This is a genomic window from Streptomyces sp. KL2 (assembly GCF_046529545.1).
GTDB classification, from domain to species: domain Bacteria; phylum Actinomycetota; class Actinomycetes; order Streptomycetales; family Streptomycetaceae; genus Streptomyces; species Streptomyces radiopugnans.
In genome coordinates this window covers 5,720,430-5,735,942 of record NZ_CP127170.1, presented here as the reverse complement: position 1 = coordinate 5,735,942, position 15,513 = coordinate 5,720,430, and the positions used below count along the sequence as shown (strand labels likewise).

18 protein-coding genes are annotated in these 15,513 nt (G+C 71.2%); 17 read left to right on the top strand and 1 reads right to left on the bottom strand.

Annotated features, from left to right (window positions below; translation table 11 throughout):
• Positions 1–18 precede the first annotated feature (18 nt).
• Complete coding sequence (locus QPK52_RS25770) at positions 19–288, bottom strand: hypothetical protein (protein WP_410539884.1); 270 nt, start codon at positions 286–288, stop codon at positions 19–21.
• Here QPK52_RS25770 and QPK52_RS25765 point away from each other — a divergent pair.
• The 17 genes from QPK52_RS25765 (at position 277) to QPK52_RS25685 (ending at position 15,348) form a co-directional block, all read left to right on the top strand.
• The gene (locus tag QPK52_RS25765) at positions 277–1,026 is read left to right on the top strand and encodes an alpha/beta fold hydrolase (RefSeq protein WP_410539883.1); all 750 of its coding nucleotides are present in this window, start codon (positions 277–279) and stop codon (positions 1,024–1,026) included. The two genes, QPK52_RS25770 and QPK52_RS25765, sit on opposite strands and share 12 nt — an antisense overlap.
• A gap of 16 nt (positions 1,027–1,042) precedes the next feature.
• Positions 1,043–2,044: a hypothetical protein gene (locus QPK52_RS25760; protein ID WP_410539881.1), complete on the top strand. Its 1,002-nt coding sequence runs from the start codon at positions 1,043–1,045 to the stop codon at positions 2,042–2,044.
• 28 nt (positions 2,045–2,072) lie between these two features.
• Complete coding sequence (locus QPK52_RS25755) at positions 2,073–2,792, top strand: 2-hydroxychromene-2-carboxylate isomerase (protein ID WP_410539880.1); 720 nt, start codon at positions 2,073–2,075, stop codon at positions 2,790–2,792.
• Between the two features lie 88 nt (positions 2,793–2,880).
• The gene (locus tag QPK52_RS25750; RefSeq protein WP_410539878.1) at positions 2,881–4,599 is read left to right on the top strand and encodes a phytoene desaturase family protein; all 1,719 of its coding nucleotides are present in this window, start codon (positions 2,881–2,883) and stop codon (positions 4,597–4,599) included.
• 82 nt (positions 4,600–4,681) lie between these two features.
• A complete protein-coding gene (locus QPK52_RS25745) occupies positions 4,682–4,939 on the top strand; it encodes an acyl carrier protein (protein WP_155074276.1) in 258 nt (85 codons plus the stop codon).
• A gap of 138 nt (positions 4,940–5,077) precedes the next feature.
• Positions 5,078–6,334: a beta-ketoacyl-[acyl-carrier-protein] synthase family protein gene (locus QPK52_RS25740; protein WP_410539877.1), complete on the top strand. Its 1,257-nt coding sequence runs from the start codon at positions 5,078–5,080 to the stop codon at positions 6,332–6,334.
• Complete coding sequence (locus tag QPK52_RS25735) at positions 6,331–7,470, top strand: beta-ketoacyl-[acyl-carrier-protein] synthase family protein (RefSeq protein WP_410539876.1); 1,140 nt, start codon at positions 6,331–6,333, stop codon at positions 7,468–7,470. The genes QPK52_RS25740 and QPK52_RS25735 overlap by 4 nt, the downstream gene beginning before the upstream one ends.
• A complete protein-coding gene (locus QPK52_RS25730; protein ID WP_410539875.1) occupies positions 7,467–8,417 on the top strand; it encodes a beta-ketoacyl synthase N-terminal-like domain-containing protein in 951 nt (316 codons plus the stop codon). The genes QPK52_RS25735 and QPK52_RS25730 overlap by 4 nt, the downstream gene beginning before the upstream one ends.
• Before the next feature lie 46 nt (positions 8,418–8,463).
• Positions 8,464–9,579, top strand: a complete 1,116-nt coding sequence (locus tag QPK52_RS25725; RefSeq protein WP_410539873.1) for a beta-ketoacyl synthase N-terminal-like domain-containing protein — start codon at positions 8,464–8,466, stop codon at positions 9,577–9,579.
• Between the two features lie 33 nt (positions 9,580–9,612).
• Positions 9,613–9,876, top strand: coding sequence for an acyl carrier protein (locus tag QPK52_RS25720; protein WP_093663355.1), 264 nt, complete (start codon positions 9,613–9,615; stop codon positions 9,874–9,876).
• A complete protein-coding gene (locus QPK52_RS25715) occupies positions 9,873–10,271 on the top strand; it encodes a 3-hydroxyacyl-ACP dehydratase FabZ family protein (protein ID WP_410539872.1) in 399 nt (132 codons plus the stop codon). The genes QPK52_RS25720 and QPK52_RS25715 overlap by 4 nt, the downstream gene beginning before the upstream one ends.
• Positions 10,268–10,753: a 3-hydroxyacyl-ACP dehydratase FabZ family protein gene (locus QPK52_RS25710; RefSeq protein ID WP_410539871.1), complete on the top strand. Its 486-nt coding sequence runs from the start codon at positions 10,268–10,270 to the stop codon at positions 10,751–10,753. Before QPK52_RS25715 ends, QPK52_RS25710 begins: the two co-directional genes overlap by 4 nt.
• A 27-nt stretch (positions 10,754–10,780) precedes the next feature.
• A complete protein-coding gene (gene fabG, locus QPK52_RS25705; RefSeq protein WP_410539870.1) occupies positions 10,781–11,527 on the top strand; it encodes a 3-oxoacyl-[acyl-carrier-protein] reductase in 747 nt (248 codons plus the stop codon).
• A gap of 131 nt (positions 11,528–11,658) precedes the next feature.
• Positions 11,659–12,126, top strand: a complete 468-nt coding sequence (locus tag QPK52_RS25700) for a YbaK/EbsC family protein (protein ID WP_410540481.1) — start codon at positions 11,659–11,661, stop codon at positions 12,124–12,126.
• Between the two features lie 187 nt (positions 12,127–12,313).
• Complete coding sequence (locus tag QPK52_RS25695) at positions 12,314–13,255, top strand: ATP-binding cassette domain-containing protein (RefSeq protein ID WP_410539868.1); 942 nt, start codon at positions 12,314–12,316, stop codon at positions 13,253–13,255.
• A 37-nt stretch (positions 13,256–13,292) separates the two neighbouring features.
• On the top strand, positions 13,293–14,144 hold the full coding sequence (locus QPK52_RS25690) for an ABC transporter permease (protein WP_410539867.1): 852 nt from the start codon (positions 13,293–13,295) through the stop codon (positions 14,142–14,144).
• A gap of 376 nt (positions 14,145–14,520) precedes the next feature.
• The gene (locus QPK52_RS25685; protein ID WP_410539866.1) at positions 14,521–15,348 is read left to right on the top strand and encodes a helix-turn-helix domain-containing protein; all 828 of its coding nucleotides are present in this window, start codon (positions 14,521–14,523) and stop codon (positions 15,346–15,348) included.
• Positions 15,349–15,513: the final 165 nt, after the last annotated feature.

Genomic DNA, 15,513 nt, shown 5'->3' with positions numbered 1-15,513 from the left:
TGCCACACGGAGCCGGTTTCACAGCCAATGCGGTAACGCCGGCCTGCGTGCGGCGCACGGCGGTTTGCATGTCACTGCAAAATCCTTGATGAGGCGTTTGCCGGCGCGGAAGATGTTGCTAGCGTCGGCGGCGGTTTGCCGGACGGAATTCTGACCGGCGTCACTCTCCATTGTCCGAATTCCTTCGGAAAGGGATATCCGGTGCTCCAGAAAGGCGATGTCGAGCCGCTCGTGCTCCGACAGCGAGGCGCTCCCGCCGAAGCGGGACACCGCGCCTTGCTGCTGCACGGCCTCGGCAGCAGCGAGAGCTGCTGGGACGCATTCGCCGCACACCGACCTCCCGACCTCGACCTGTGGACCGCCGGCCTGCCCTGGCGGGCGGGCGGTCCGTTCGCCATACCCGAACGGGACGAGAGCGCCTGGATCACCGAGGCGATCGCGCGGGTCCCCGGCGGCGTGGACGTGGTGGTCGCGCACTCCTACGCGACGGTCCTGCTGCTGGCCCTGCTCGCCGAGGCCGCGGCCGGCGGCGCGGATCCGCGCGAGGAACTCGGCATCCGGGGCGCCGTGCTGGTCTCGCCGTTCTTCCGGCAGCGGCCGGAGGATTTCTCCTGGGCCGAACTGCCCGGATTCCTCGACCGGCTGCGTCTGGGCGCGGAGGACGGCATCCGGCTGATGGCCCGCAAGCCCCTGGACCGGGACCTGCGGACCGAGATGGCCGAGCACGCGTGCGCGCAGCTCGGTCCCCACTGGGTGGTCCGTTACCTGCACGCCTACCTGCGTACCCCCTTCCTGCCCGTCGAACTGGTCGGCCTGCCCGTTCACGTCATCGTCGGCGACCGCGACCCGATCGCGCCGCCCGCCGAGGGCGAGATCCTCGCCGCCCGGCTCGGCAACGCCTCGATCGACCGGATCGATGACTGCGGGCACACACCGATGGCCGAACGTCCGGAGCGGTTCTCGCTCACCGTCCGGCAATTCCTCACCACCCTGCCGGCCGGGCACCCCCCGGCGGCGGTCAACTGAGTACGGGAGCACACCGATGGCCACCCTGACCGATGTCGAGATCAAGAAGCTGCTGAACGAACCGAGTTCGGTGACCATGCGCCCGTCCTACGAGGGCGGCAACATCAACACCGCGATCGGTTTCAAGTGTGACAACTACCTGCTCGAAGCCGCGGTGCTCGACCACTTCCGGGCCGTCGGTCTCGGCGCCACCGAGCTGTACCTGGTGCACGGCGTCAACTTCGACGTGGTCGGCGTCGACACCCGGCTGCACACGGTCCTCACCCTCGACGACGACGTGCTGCTGGAGGTGGTCCCGAAGATCCGGGAGACCGACACCGAGATGGTCTTCGCGGTGAGCGCGACCGTGCAGCGCGACGGCGCGCCCAAGAAGGCCGTCACCTCCAAGCTGCGGGTGCTGCTGCGTCGCGACACCAACATCGACGACCCGGCCCCGCTGCCCGCGGAACTCGAGCGCTTCGTGGTCGACCGGCTCGCCACCGCGGAGCCCACCGAGCTGGCCGCCACCCCTGTCGACGACTTCGCCGGCGCCTTCCACCGCGGCGAGGACACCGACACCGACCCGGTGCTCGCCGAGATCATCGGCGACGACAACGCCGTCGGCTGGAAGTGGAAGATTCCCTACTACTACTGCCACTTCACCGAGCGCATGCAGATGTCGGGCTACCTGCGCCAGATGGAGGAGGCCAAGCACCTCTTCGTCGCCTCCCGCGGCATCAGCATCAAGCGGATGCTCGACGAGCGCGGCTGGATCCCCGTCGTGACGCAGTGCAAGCTGCAGTTCACCGACGAGGCGATCATGGAGGAGAACCTCTACACGGTCTACACCGTGGAGTCCGTCTTCAAGGACATGCTCTACACCTCGCGCCTGGACTTCTACGTCGTGCGGGACGGCAAGCTCGTCAAGACCGCCACCGGCTCGATCACCCACGGTTACTGCCACAAGGAGACCCCGGAGTCGGAGTGGCAGATGGCCGTCTTCGACGACGAGGTCCTGCGCGCGCTGCGCGGCGAGTGACCCACGACGACACGCCCGGAGGATCCCCATGGCTTCCCGCCGTCGGCCGCGCTGGTACTTCTCCCTGCGCAGCCCGTATTCCTGGTTCGCCTACCGCGACCTGATGAGCACCCACCCCGAGGTGCTCGACTCCATCGACTGGCTGCCGTTCTGGGAGCCGGACGAGGAGACCGCACGGCTGCTGGCCGACGAGGGCGTCACCCTCCCGATCGTCGCCATGAGCCGGGCGAAGAACTTCTACATCCTGCAGGACACCCGCAGGCTCGCCACCGAGCGCGGGCTGGCCGACATCACCTGGCCCATCGACCGCAATCCGTGCTGGGAGGTGGCCCACCTGGCGTGGATCGCCGCCGAGGACGAGGGCCGCGGCAAGGAGTTCGTCGCCGCCGCGTACCGCGCCCGCTGGCAGGAGGGCAAGAACATCTCCGAGCCCGAGGTGATCGCCGCCATCGCGGAGGAGCTCGGCCTCGACGCCGAGCGGCTGTCCACGGCCGCCAGCGATCCCCAGCTGCGCAAGCGGGGCGCCGCCCTGCTTGCCGAGTCCGCCCACGACGGCCTGTTCGGCGTGCCGTTCTTCATCAACGGCAGGGACAAGTACTGGGGGGTGGACCGGGTCGCCCCCTTCGTCCGGGCCGTCCTCGGTACCGAGCGGTCCGACGCGCCGGCCGTCGACGCGCCGGACCCGGCGACCCACGCCGACCTGCTGCCGGCCGGCGGCGACCAGGGCCACGCCGGCGGCTGCGGCTGAGGCCGGGGTGGTGGCCGCGGCACGCACCGCGGCCACCGCTCCGGCAGCCATGGCAAGCATCACTGCGGCAAGCGACGAGGAGACGACTGTGAACAGCAACGCGCACGGCACCGCGCCGGGCCCCGACTGGGACGCCATCGTGGTCGGCGCCGGCCTCGGCGGCCTGACCGCCGGCGCCTACCTGGCCGCCGCGGGCAAGCGCGTCCTGGTGCTGGAGCAGTTCTCGATCGTGGGCGGCAACAGCCACGTGTTCCGGCGACGCCGCAGCTACGAGTTCGACGTCGGCGTCCACTACCTGGGCGACTGCGCGCCCGGCGGTGTCATCCCGTCCATCCTGTCCGGGGTCGGGCTCCGCGACCGGGTCGACTTCCTGGAGATGGACCAGGACGGGTTCGACCTGATCAGGGTGCCGGGGGTGTCGGTCGACATGCCCGCCGGATGGCAGGAGTACCGGCGACGCCTCACGGAGGCCATGCCGGACGAGGCGGACGGGCTGAACACATTCGTCGACGTCTGCTCGTCCCTCGGCGAGGAGCAGCGCGCGGCGCTGTTCGAGGCCCACGCCTGGTCCGCGCCGGACATCGCGGCGAACACCGCCACCATCCGGCAGTGGGGCAGGCGGACGCTGGACGACCTGTTCAACCACTGCGGCCTGTCGTCGCGGGCCCGCACCGTCCTGGCGGCGCAGGCCCCGAACTACGGCCTGACCCCGCGTCAGGCCACGGTGGCGCGGCACACCAGCGTCACCGACCACTACCTGCGCGGGGCCTACTACCCGGCCGGCGGTGGGCAGGTGCTCGCGGCGGGCCTGGTCGAGGTGATCGAGGCGCACGGCGGGCAGGTCCGCACCCGCAGCAGGGTGCGCCGCGTCCTGGTGGAGGACCGCAGGGTCGTCGGCGTCGGCCTGGACGGCGGCGAGGTGATCACGGCGGACCTGGTGGTGTCCAACGCGGACTACCCGCGCACGGTGCTCGAACTGGTCGGCGCGGAGCACTTCCCGAAGTCGGTCGTGAACCGCACCCTGAACGCGCGGATGGGCATGCCGTGGCTGGTGCTCTACCTCGGTCTCGACATAGACCTGCGGGACAGGCCCAACGCCAACCTGTGGTGGTACGACACCGACGACATCGACGACTACTTCGCCCGGGCGAGCGCGGGGGAGACCGGCGAGGTGCCGTTCCTGTTCTGCTCCTTCGCCTCGCTCAAGGACCCGCACAACCGCGCCCTGTGCCCGCCGGGCCACGCCAACCTCCAGGTGATGACGCTCTGCCCGCCGGACTACGCCTGGTGGGGCGTCGACGAGGGGCCGGCCGGCGGCGCCGCCTACCGCCGCAACCCCATCTACCTGCAGCGCAAGAAGAACCTGATCGACGCCACACTGCGCGCGGCCGAGAAGGCCGTCGGGCCGCTGCGCGAGCACATCACGCATCTGGAGGCGGCGACCCCGCTCACCCACGAGCGGTACACGCTCTCCTCCGGCGGCACCCCCTTCGGCATGGCCGAGTGGGGCGGAACCGCCCGCCCCGGCACGGCGACCAGCATCAACGGGCTGCACGTCGTCGGCGCCAGCACGCAGGCGGGCAACGGCATCGCGGGCGTCATGCTCGGCGGGATCTCGTGCGCCGCCGACATCCTCGGTGAGCCCCTGCTCGCCGCCGCCCGCCAGGGGGCCGTGTACGGCGATCCGGACCTGCTGCCCGACCGACCGGACGGCTGGGACCCGAGGGAGATCTGCCGGGGCAGCATCCGGCGATCGCCCGGACCGCTCCGGCCCCGACGCGGAGACTTCGCCGGCATGTCCGGGTGAGGACGTGCGGCCCGCCGGTCACGGCCGCGCGGGTCGCCGTGAACGACCGAACGAACCATCGAACGAACAGAGAGAGATTGAGATGACCACGAGCATCGACGCCGACCGCCAGGCACGCATCAAGGAGATCGTCTGCGACGTCCTGGAGCTGGAAGAGGACGAGGTGACCGGCAGCAGCCTCTTCAAGGAGGACCACGGCGCGGACTCGCTGCGGGCCATCGAGATCCTCGCGGGCCTGGAGAAGGAGTTCAAGGTGACGATCGACCAGTCCGAGCTGGAGCGGATGGTCAACCTCGACGGCGTCTACGCCGTGGTCGAGGAGGCCATCAACGCCAAGTAGGCGCGGCTGGAACCGAGTGACCGGAGGACCGGCGGCACGCCGCCGGGCCTCCGGGGTCCGGCGGCCCCCCCGGCACCGCCTGTCGGTGCTCCGTTCCCGTCCTCATCCAAGGCGACCAGGCCGTACCGAGGGAGATTGATGTCTGTGAACGTTTCTGACGCGGCGCGTGACGACGCGGCGTCCCGGGTCGTGCTGACCGGGTTCGGCGTGTTCTCCAGCATCGGTGTGGGCGCCGATGAGTTCGCCGAGGGGCTGCGGGCCGGCCGCAGCGGCGCCAAGCCGATCACGCTGTTCGACACCGAGGGATTCGCGCACGCCAACGGCTGCGAGATCGCCGGGGCCGAGCCGGAACGCTGGATCCACAACCTGCCGGTCGAGACCCTGGGCCGCGCCACGCAGTTCTCCGTCGCGGCGGCCCGGATGGCCGTCGAGGCCGCCGGCGCCGACCTGGAGGTCCTGCGCGCCCAGCGCGGCATGATCTCCATCGGCACCACCGACGGGGAGTCCTACGACCTCGACCACCTGGTGGGGACCGAGGTCGCCTCCGGCCCGGCCGCCATGGACCCGACCGTGGCCCGACGCGTCTCCCCCAACCGGCTGTCCATCGCCGCCGCGCAGGAGTTGGGCCTGTCCAACGTCGAGGCGGTGACCATCGCCACCGCCTGCTCGGCCGGCAACTACGCGATCGGCCAGGGCTTCGACGCGATCCGCTCCGGCGAAGTCGACTACGCGCTCTGCGGCGGCGCGGACGCGATGTGCCGCAAGACCTTCACCGGCTTCTACCGGCTCGGCACGATCGCCCCGGACGTGTGCCGCCCCTTCGACGTCGACCGCAAGGGCATCCTCACCGGCGAGGGCGCCGGCGTGCTGATGCTGGAGAGCCTCGCCTCCGCGCGGGCGCGCGGTGCCCGCGTCTACGCCGAGGTGCTCGGCTACGGCATGAACTGCGACGCCTACCACCAGGTCGCGCCGAACCAGGACAGCGTCGCCCGGTGCATGGAGATCGCCCTGGAGAACGCCGGCGTCAAGGCGGAGGAGGTCGACCTCATCTCCGCGCACGGCACCGGCACCAAGGCCAACGACGTGACCGAGTCGCGGGCGATCCACGACGTGTTCGGCGACGCCCCGCCGCGCACCGTCTCGCTCAAGTCGATGCTCGGCCACACCATGGGAGCCGCGAGCGCCCTGGCCGCCATAGCCTGCGCCCTGTCGATCCACCACGGCTTCATACCGCCGACCATCAACCACCGCGAGACCGACCCCGAGTGCGAGATCGACTGCGTGCCCAACCAGTCCGTCGAGGCCGACCTGCGCGTCGTGCAGAACAACGGCCTCGCCTTCGGCGGCAACAACGCGATCGTGGTCCTCGGCAAGTACCTGGACGGTGCACGGTGAGACTTCCCATCACCGGCATCGGTGCCGTGGCGAGCATCGGCCGGGACGTCGACGAGGTCTTCGGCAGCCTCTGCGCGGGTCGCGGCGGTCTCGGCCCGATGCGCGGATTCGACCACGAGCTGTACAACGGCAGGCAGCTGTTCGAGATCGACGACCGGCCGGAGCCGGGCGCCGACCGCACGCTGCGGGCCACCGGGTTCCTGCTGGACGCCGTCGGCCAGGCCGCCGCGGACGCCGGACTCGGCGACGACCTGTCCGGCATCCCGGTGCTCGTGGGCACCGGATTGCGCGAGCTCCGGTCGGCCGAGCTCTGGTGGCGCGACGGCGCGCCGTTCGGCGTCGACCGACTGCACTTCGGCACCGCGCTGCGGGAGCGGTTCGGCACGGCCGACACCCTCACCATCTCCAACGCGTGCTCCGCGTCGCTGTACACGCTCGCGCTCGGCGCGGACATGCTGGCGCTGGGCGAGGCGGACACCGTCGTCGTCGCGGGCGTCGACGCGATCACCGAGAGCATGCACGGCCTGGCCGACCGGGTCCAGCCGGACCCGCCGACCGCGCTGCGCACCCTGGACGTCAACCGCAAGGGCACCATCCTCGGCGACGGGGCCGCCGCCGTGGTCCTGCGCCGCGAGGACCTCCGGTGGCCGGGCGGCCGGCTGTGGGGCAGGCTGCGCGGGGTCGGGATGACCTGCGACGCGAAACACCCCACCGCGCCGGACCGGGAGCAGGTCGCCGAGGCGATGCGGCAGGCCCACCGGCACGCGGGCACCCGGCCGGGCGACATCGACATGGTGATGCTGCACGGCACCGGGACACCGCTCAACGACCTGGTCGAGATCACGGCCTACGGCGAGGTCTTCGGCGACGCCGCGGGCAGTCCGGTGGTGACCGGCATCAAGCCGATGACCGGCCACACCAGCGGCTCGGCCGGTCTGCTGAGCCTCGTGGTCACCCTTCAGACGATGGCCACCGGCAAGGTGCCGCCGCTGGTCAATCTGGACGACCCGATCGAGGAGGCCGCCGGCATCCGCCTGGTCCGCGGGCAGGAGGCCAAGCACGAGGTTTCGCTGGCACAGGTGCACGGGTTCGGGTTCGGCGGGATCAACGCCGTGGCGATTGTCGAGGGAGCATGATGATTACCGTGACCGGCGTCGGCGTCGCCATGCCGGGAGCCGACTCCGCGGCCGCCCTGGCGACGGCCCAGAATCCGGAGGGCGCCGTCGAGCCGGCGGCCGTCCTGGGCAAGAAGGGCCTGCGCTACAAGGACCGCGCCACCCAGCTCGGGCTGTGCGCCGCACAGCGCGTGCTGACCGACGCCGGACTGCTCCGCGACGGCGAACCGACCGTCGACGGCTCCCGGACGGCGGTGCTGGTCAGCTCCAACCTCGGCAACGTGGACACCGTCTGCCGTGTGACCAGGACGATCGCCGAAGAGGGCACCCACGGCGTGAGCCCGATGGACACCCCCAACGCCTCCAGCAACATCATCGCCTCCGAGATCGCCATCAGATTCGGGCTGAAGGGCCCGAACCTGACGCTGTGCAACGGGCCCGCCTCCGGGCTCGACGCGGTGCGCTGGGGCGCCGCCCTGCTGCGTTCGGACCGTGCCGACCACGTGGTCGTGGTCGGCGTGGAGCCGGACAACGAGATCGTGCGCGGCCTCGTCGGCGGCCCGGTCGTCGACGGCGGCGCGGCGCTGGTGCTGGAACGCGCCGAGGTCGCCGAGGCCCGCGGCGCCACCGTCCGGGCCGTGATCGGTGCGCACACCCGGGGACCGGACGTGGCGGGCAACATCGCGGAGCTCGCCGAGACCGAGCCCGAGCCGCCGGCCGCCTGGTTCGCGCCCGCCGCCGCTGCCCCGGCCCTGCCGGCCGGGCGGCCCGGCCGCGACCTCACCGCGACGTGGGGCGAGCTGTCCGGGGCGCTCGGCGTCGTGCAGTGCGCGGCGGCGATCGGGGCCCTCGACGCGGGGGCCGACGGCCCGGTGTGGCTGGTGGCGGGCACCGACACCGACGACGGCGTCGCCACGCTGGTGCTGCGCCGGCCCACGCCGGCGGCGGCCGAACCGGCCCTGCGCTGAGAGCACCGCCGGACTCCGAGGACATCGAGCAGAACGGAATGTGACCATGACCCTTTCGGCGAGCGCGCCGGCGACCGCGACCCGGCCGGTGATCACCGCGTGGTCCGCGGTGTCGCCGTTCGGTATCGGCAAGGACGAGTTCGTGGCCGGCGTGCTGGCCGGGAAGGACGCCTCGTCCGCACTGGACTCCGAGGAGTGGGCGGGTCCGGACGACCACGCCTGTGTGGTGCCCGGATTCGCGCTCCGCGAGGTCCTGGGCAAGAAGGGCACCCGGTCGATGGACCGGGTGACCGGCTTGGCCGTCACCGCGGTCCGCGACCTGCTGCGCGACTCCGGGGACCGGCGCACGGCCTCCGATGAGGAGACCGCCCTGGTCCTGGGCACGACCACCGGCAGCGCGCAGAGCATGATGGACTTCACCCGCGCTTCGCTGGTGGGTGAGCGTCCGTTCTACGTGGACCCGTCGCTGATGCCCAACGCGGTGATGAACTGCGCCGCCGGCCAGTGCGCCATCTGGCACAGTCTCAAGGGGCCGAACACCACGATCGCCGGCGGCCGCGTCGCCGGACTGTCCGCGCTGAGCTACGCCGGCGGACTGCTGAATTCCGGCCGCGCCAGGACCGTGCTGTACGGCGCCGCCGAGGAGTTCTCGAACGCGCGGGCGTGGCTGGACCACCACCGGCGCGGCGGGGAATCCACCGGCGCCCTCCTCGGTGAGGGGTGTGCCATGTTCATGCTGGAGTCCGCCGACCCGACGGGATCGGACGGTCGCGCCCTGGCCGAGGTACTCGCCGTGGAGTCGCGGGTGTACTTCGGCGACGATCTGCGCGAGGCGCTCGCCGCGTGCGTCGAGGGAGTGCTGCGGCGCGGCGGGGTGGATTCCGGGGACGTGTGGGCGGTCTCGGTCTCCGGCCCGGCGGGTTCCGCCGGCGAGCAGGAGCGCGAGGTGCTGGCCGAGCGCTTCGGCGCGGAGGTGCTGGACCGGGCGCCGTCCATGGCCCCCATCGGGGACACCGCGGCCGCCTCCGCGGCCTTCCAGATCGGGTCCCTGCTGAGCGTCGCCGAACAGTCGGCGGCTCCCGGAGGCGGCGTCGCCCTCGTCTCCTCGGTGGACGACAACGGCGTCGTCGCCTGCGCCGCGCTGCGCCTGCCGGTGAGCTGACGGCTGCTCACCGGTCCTACGAAAGGGAAGAGCATGTCAATCGACGCGGTCACCAGGCTCGACCGGGAAGAGCTGCGGGAACTGCTGGCCGAGACCATCGACGCCGACGTGGCCGAGGTCCGGGACGGAGCCGACTTCGTGGAGACACTGGGGGTCGACTCGTTGATGGCCCTCGAAGTCGTCGTCGTGTTGGAGCGGAAGTACGGGGTCAAGTTCACCGAGACGGAGATGCGTTCGGTGCGGACCCTGGACAGCGCCTACGACCTGGTGCGGCAGAAGCTGCAGGAGCGTTCGTGACCAGCCCGGTCCTGGCCGTCCCCCGGCCGGTGCGCGAACCCGCCCGTGACGAGGGCTCCGGAGGGTGGTCGGCCGGGTTCTCGGTGGCGATCGACGAGAGCGAGCCCGTTTTCGCCGGGCACTACCCGGACTTCCCGATCTTTCCCGGCGTCTGCGTGATGGAGTGTGTGCGCCGCGCCGCGGAGGCCGCGAAGCCGCCCGAGTCCGGCGAGCTGCGGCTGGCGGCCGTGGAATCCAGCCGGTTCCTGGCCGCGGTCTACCCCGGTGACGAGCTGGCGATCGAGCTGAGCTGGTCACCGCGCGGCGAGGGATGGCGCTGCAGCGCCCGGGTGGCCACCGGGCGCGGCCAGGCCGCCTCGGTCCGCCTCCGCTACCGGCGGGAGGCGACGGCGTGATCACCTGTGAGGGCGTCCGCGCCGCGCTGCCGCACCGGTACCCGATGCTGCTGGTCGACCGCGTGGTCGAGATGGGGAACGAGGGAATACGGGCGGTCAAGGCCGTCACGCTGAACGAGCCGTGGTACGCCCGGCTCGGTCCGCAGGCGACGCGGGGCGACCTCGCCTACCCGGACTTCCTGCTGATCGAGTCGTGGACGCAGACGGCGGGCATCCTGGCCAAGCGCCTGGCGGGCGAGGCGGCCGACGGCCAGGTCATGCTGTTCGGCTCCATGAGCGGCATCGAGTTCCACCGGCAAGTCTTCCCCGGGGACACCGTCGAACAGCACGCCCGGCTGGAGCGCGCCGTGAACGACACGATGATCTTCGAGGGCGACAGCCGGGTCGACGGCGAACCGGTCCTGACCATCGGCCGGATCACCATGGCCTTCCGCCCGGGCGAACGGCTCAACCCCGCACACGCCGGACCGGCGGCCGGCTGACCAGCACAGTCAGTTAAGGAGAGTGTCATGACGGACAGCACAGCGCCGGTCGCCCTGGTGAGCGGCGGATCGCGGGGAATCGGCCGGGCCGTGGTCCTACGGCTCGCGGCCGAGGGGTACGACGTCGGTTTCTGCTACCAGTCCAACGAGCAGGCCGCGCTGGAACTGGAGAAGGAGGCCGGTGAGTTCGGCCACCGGGCGCTCGCCGTCCGGGCCGACGTGACCGACGCCGCGTCGGTCAAGGAGTGGGTCGCCCGTACGGAGTCCGAGCTGGGGCCGATCGACGTGGCGGTCAGCTCGGCGGGCATCACCCGCGACAATCCGCTGGTCCTCATGTCCGACGAGGACTGGCACGGTGTCCTGGACACCAACCTCGACGGCGTCTACCACGTCTGCCGCGCGGTGATATTCGAGATGATGAAGCGCAAGTCCGGCGTCATCGTCAACATCTCCTCCATCGCCGGCGTCTACGGGAACGCGACCCAGTCCAACTACTCCGCCTCCAAGGCGGGCATCATCGGTTTCTCCAAGGCCCTCGCCAAGGAGGTCGGCCGGTACAACATCCGGGCCAACGTCGTGGCGCCGGGCTACATCGAGACCGACATGACCGCCGAGCTCTCCGAGAAGGTCAAGAAGGAAGCGGCCAAGCAGGTTCCGCTGCGCCGCTTCGGGCGAGCCGAGGAGGTGGCGGACCTCGTCGCCTACCTGGCGAGCGAGCGCGCCGCCTACATCACCGGCTCGGTATTCCAGATCGACGGCGGTATGACCGTCTGACCCGCCGGGAAGCAAAGATGACGACAACCGAACGCCGCCCCGCCCCCGTCGACTCCGTCCCGGCCACCGGGGCCGGCGCCGACGGGCGGGGCGGCGTTTCGCCCCACGACCGGACCGCCTACCTACGGCTCATGGCGCTGGCCGACCGCCACGGGGCCTCCTACCGGCTGATCGAGCACCCCCCGGAGGGCCGCACCGAGGCGGCCAGCGCCCTGCGCGGGCACGCGTTGGCGCAGAGCGCCAAGTGTCTGGTCGTGGTGGTGCGGCCGGACAAACGGACCTGCCGGTACGTGCTGGCAGTCATCCCCGGCGACCGGCGCCTGGATCTGCGCCGGGTCGCGGAGTGCACCGGCGGGCGCAGGGCCGGCTTCGCCGACCGCGAGACCGCCGAGCGGCTCGCCGGCTCGGTCAGCGGCTCGATCATCCCCTTCTCCTTCCACCCCGACCTCGAACTGATCGTCGAGGAGGACCTGCTGCGCGGCGACGTCCTGTACTTCAACGCCGCCCGGCTCGATGTGTCGATGGCCCTGGCCACCGACGACTACCTGCGGATGGCACGTCCGCGCACGGCCCGGATCACCGAACCGGCCGGCCCCTGACCGCTGGGACGCCGAACTCGTACCATCTGCCGCATTTCAGCAACCTGCAGACACTTCCGCCTCCGTGCCCGTGCCGCTCTAGCATCACGATGCAGCGGTGGCGGCAATTCTCGATCACATGTCCGAACCGTGGCCTGCCACCAGGCCGCCGGAGAGAGCAACGGAGGCCGAGCACGTGGCCAAGCCCATGATTGAGGCAATCAACGTAACGAAGACGTTCGGGGACGTCGCCGCACTGGACGGCGTGAACGTCTCGGTTCCCGAAGGTTCGATCCACGGTCTGCTGGGCCACAACGGCGCCGGCAAGACCACCTTGGTCAACATCCTCTCCACGTTGCTGGAACCGACCGGCGGCACCGCCCGGATCTGCGGCCTCGACGTGACCGCCGAGGCGCAGAAGGTCCGCCGCTGCATCGGTCTGACCGGGCAGTTCGCCTCGGTGGACGAGCAGCTCTCCGGGCGGGACAACCTGACCCTGATCGCACGCCTGCTCGGTGCGAGCAAGCGCCAGGCCCACGCCCGCGCGGACGAACTGCTGGAGCTGTTCGAGCTGTCCCAGGCCGCCAAGCGGCCGGTCTCCCAGTACTCGGGCGGCATGCGCAGGCGGTTGGACATCGCGGCGAGCCTCGTCGGCTCGCCGCAGGTCATCTTCCTCGACGAGCCGACCACCGGCCTGGACCCGAACTCCCGGATCGGCGTGTGGGAGATCGTCAAGCGGCTGGCCAAGGACGGCGTCGCGGTGCTGCTGACCACGCAGTACCTCGAAGAGGCCGACCAGCTCTGCGACCGGATCACCCTGCTGTCCAAGGGCAGGGTGGTCGCGGGCGGCACGCCCGACGAGCTCAAGGCCGACGTCGGCCAGCGCATGGTGACCGTGACGCTGTCGGCGCAGTCCGAGGTGCCCACCGCGGTGAAGGCGCTGGGAGCCACCGGTATCCAGGCGACCCCCCAGGAGTCCGGGTCCACCATCAGCGTCCCGGTCGCCGCCTCCGCCGACCTCGCGGCCATCGTGCGCACGCTGAACGAGGCGCACACCGAGATCACCGAACTCGGCTTCTCCGAGCCGACCCTGGACGACGTCTACCTGAGGCTGACCCACGAACCCACCGGGACGTCGGTGCCCGCGTGACCGTCCCGACCATTCCCACCGAAGAAGGAGCACACCGATGACGGTCATCGAGGCCGAGGCCGAACCCGGCCGGCAGCGGACAGCGTCGGACCGGGAGGGGCACCCGTCCGAGCAATGGGGCAGCAGTGGCCTGTTCTCCCAGACCGCCGCCCTCACCGGCCGCTCGATACGGCCCTACCTGCAAGCCGGCGTGCTCATCGTCACGTTCGTCGAGCCGCTGGTCATGCTGCTGATGTTCGCCGGCGTGCTGAAGGTGCTGGGCGACGCGCCCGGGATGCCGACCGACATGGCCTACATCGACAACCTGGCTCCCGCCATCATGATCATCACCGCGGTCGCCGCTGGCGCCCAGGCGGGCAACGGTCTCATCAACGACCTGCGCAACGACGTCATCACCCGCTTCCACACCCTGCCGATCAACAGGTTCAGCGTGCTGCTGGCCAGGAGCTTCGCCGACGGTGCCCGGGCGCTCTACCAGTTGATCGCCGTCGCCGTCCTGGCCGCTCTGTTCTTCGGGTTCGCGCCTCCCGGCGGGTTCCTGGGCGTGGTGGGCACGGTCCTCATGAGCCTGCTCGTGGGCTGGTCCATGAGCTGGATCTTCATCATGATGGCCGCGGTGCTGCGCAACGGCGACGTCCTGCGCATGATCACCACGCTGATGACCTTCCCGCTGCTGTTCGCCTCCAACGCCTTCGTCCCGCCGGAGTCGATGCCCACCTGGCTGCGGGTGATCGCCCAGGCGAATCCCATCTCCTACGCCAACGACGCCACGCGCAGCATGGTCGCCGGCCAGATCACCCTCGCGGAACTGCTCACCACCGTTGCGGCGTGCCTCGCCCTGGTGTGCGTCTGCGCACCGATTTCGAAGCGTTCGTTCCGAGTGATGTGACCCCGTGCGCCCCGGCCGGCTCCACGCCTGCCGGGGCGTCATGCTGCCCTGCGCGGCGGCCGGCCACGAGACCGGTGACCGGTTGTGCCCTCCGTCCGTCCGCGGGATGCGTGAAACCCGCGCCGCCGTGGCACCAAGCTGACGAAACCGATGTTCGAACGTTCCGAGCCGGCTCGCACGTGCCTAAGTTGACCTCGTCAGCGGGCAAAACCTGCCCTGGGAAGAAACCTTCCGAGAGGTTGGCGTGGCGGAATCCGGAATTGGTCTGGACGGGCGTTCGGAGCTTCTCTATCGGAAGCTGCTCCTGCGGACGAGCTGGCGAACGCAGGAACTGGCGCAGGCCCTGGGGTGGCCGACAGACGAGGTCGCGCAAGCGATGGAGATCCTGCGGGCCGAGGGCCTGGCCAGTGTCTCCGAGGACGATCATACGGCGTTTCGCGCGGTCGAGCCGTGCATAGCCCTGCCGACGCTGCTGGCCCGGTCGATGCGCGAGGGCCGCTCGCCGCAGCCCCGCCCGGTCGAGATCGACCGGTTCATCGCCCTGCACGAGCGTGCGGCCGAGCGTGTCAGGGAGTCCGCCGACGGGAGCGGGGACCGCAACGACACGTCCACCATGATCGAGCGAATGGTCGCCAAGGCCGAGCGCGACGTGGTGTTCCTCGTCCCCGACCACACCGAGGGCGGTTTCGAGTTCTCCCGCCCCATCGTGGACATGGCGCTGCGGCGCGGTGTGCGCCTGCGGGCCGTGTGGTCGTCCTGCGTCTTCCAGGCACCTCCCGTCATGGCGTACGCGCGGTGGCTGGCCCAGCAGGATGTTCCGCCGCGCACGGTCGGCACGGTGCCGCTGCGGGCAATGATCATGGACGGTGCGGTGGCCGTGGTGATCGACGAGTCCGAGGGCCCCCGCGTGGTGCGGTCCGCCACGGAGCTGGAGCCCCTGTGCGCCCTGGCGGAGCGGCTCTGGGAGCGCGGTGCGGCGGTACGGCAACTGGGACGCAATCCCGGCACCCCCACCACCCGCCGCCCCCGTACGGAGATCGTCCTCCGCCTCCTGGCCGAAGGCCTCACCGACGACGCCATCGCCCGCCGGCTGGGCTGCAGCGTCCGGACCGTGCGCAACGACGTGGCGTCGGCCATGGTGGCACTCGACGCGCGTAGCAGGTTCCAGGCGGGAGCCCGCGCCATGCAGGTCGGACTGATCTGACCGGCGCCCCGAAACCGCCGTGACCGGCATCCGCAGTACCCTCCCCCGGCAGGCCCGCCCACGTGGCGGGCCTGCCCCGTCTCGTGGTGGAAACCGGCGCACGGCCCCGCCGCAGGGTTCCGGGCGGGGGCGCACCCCGGGCCCGGGGGCGGGCCGGTACAGAGG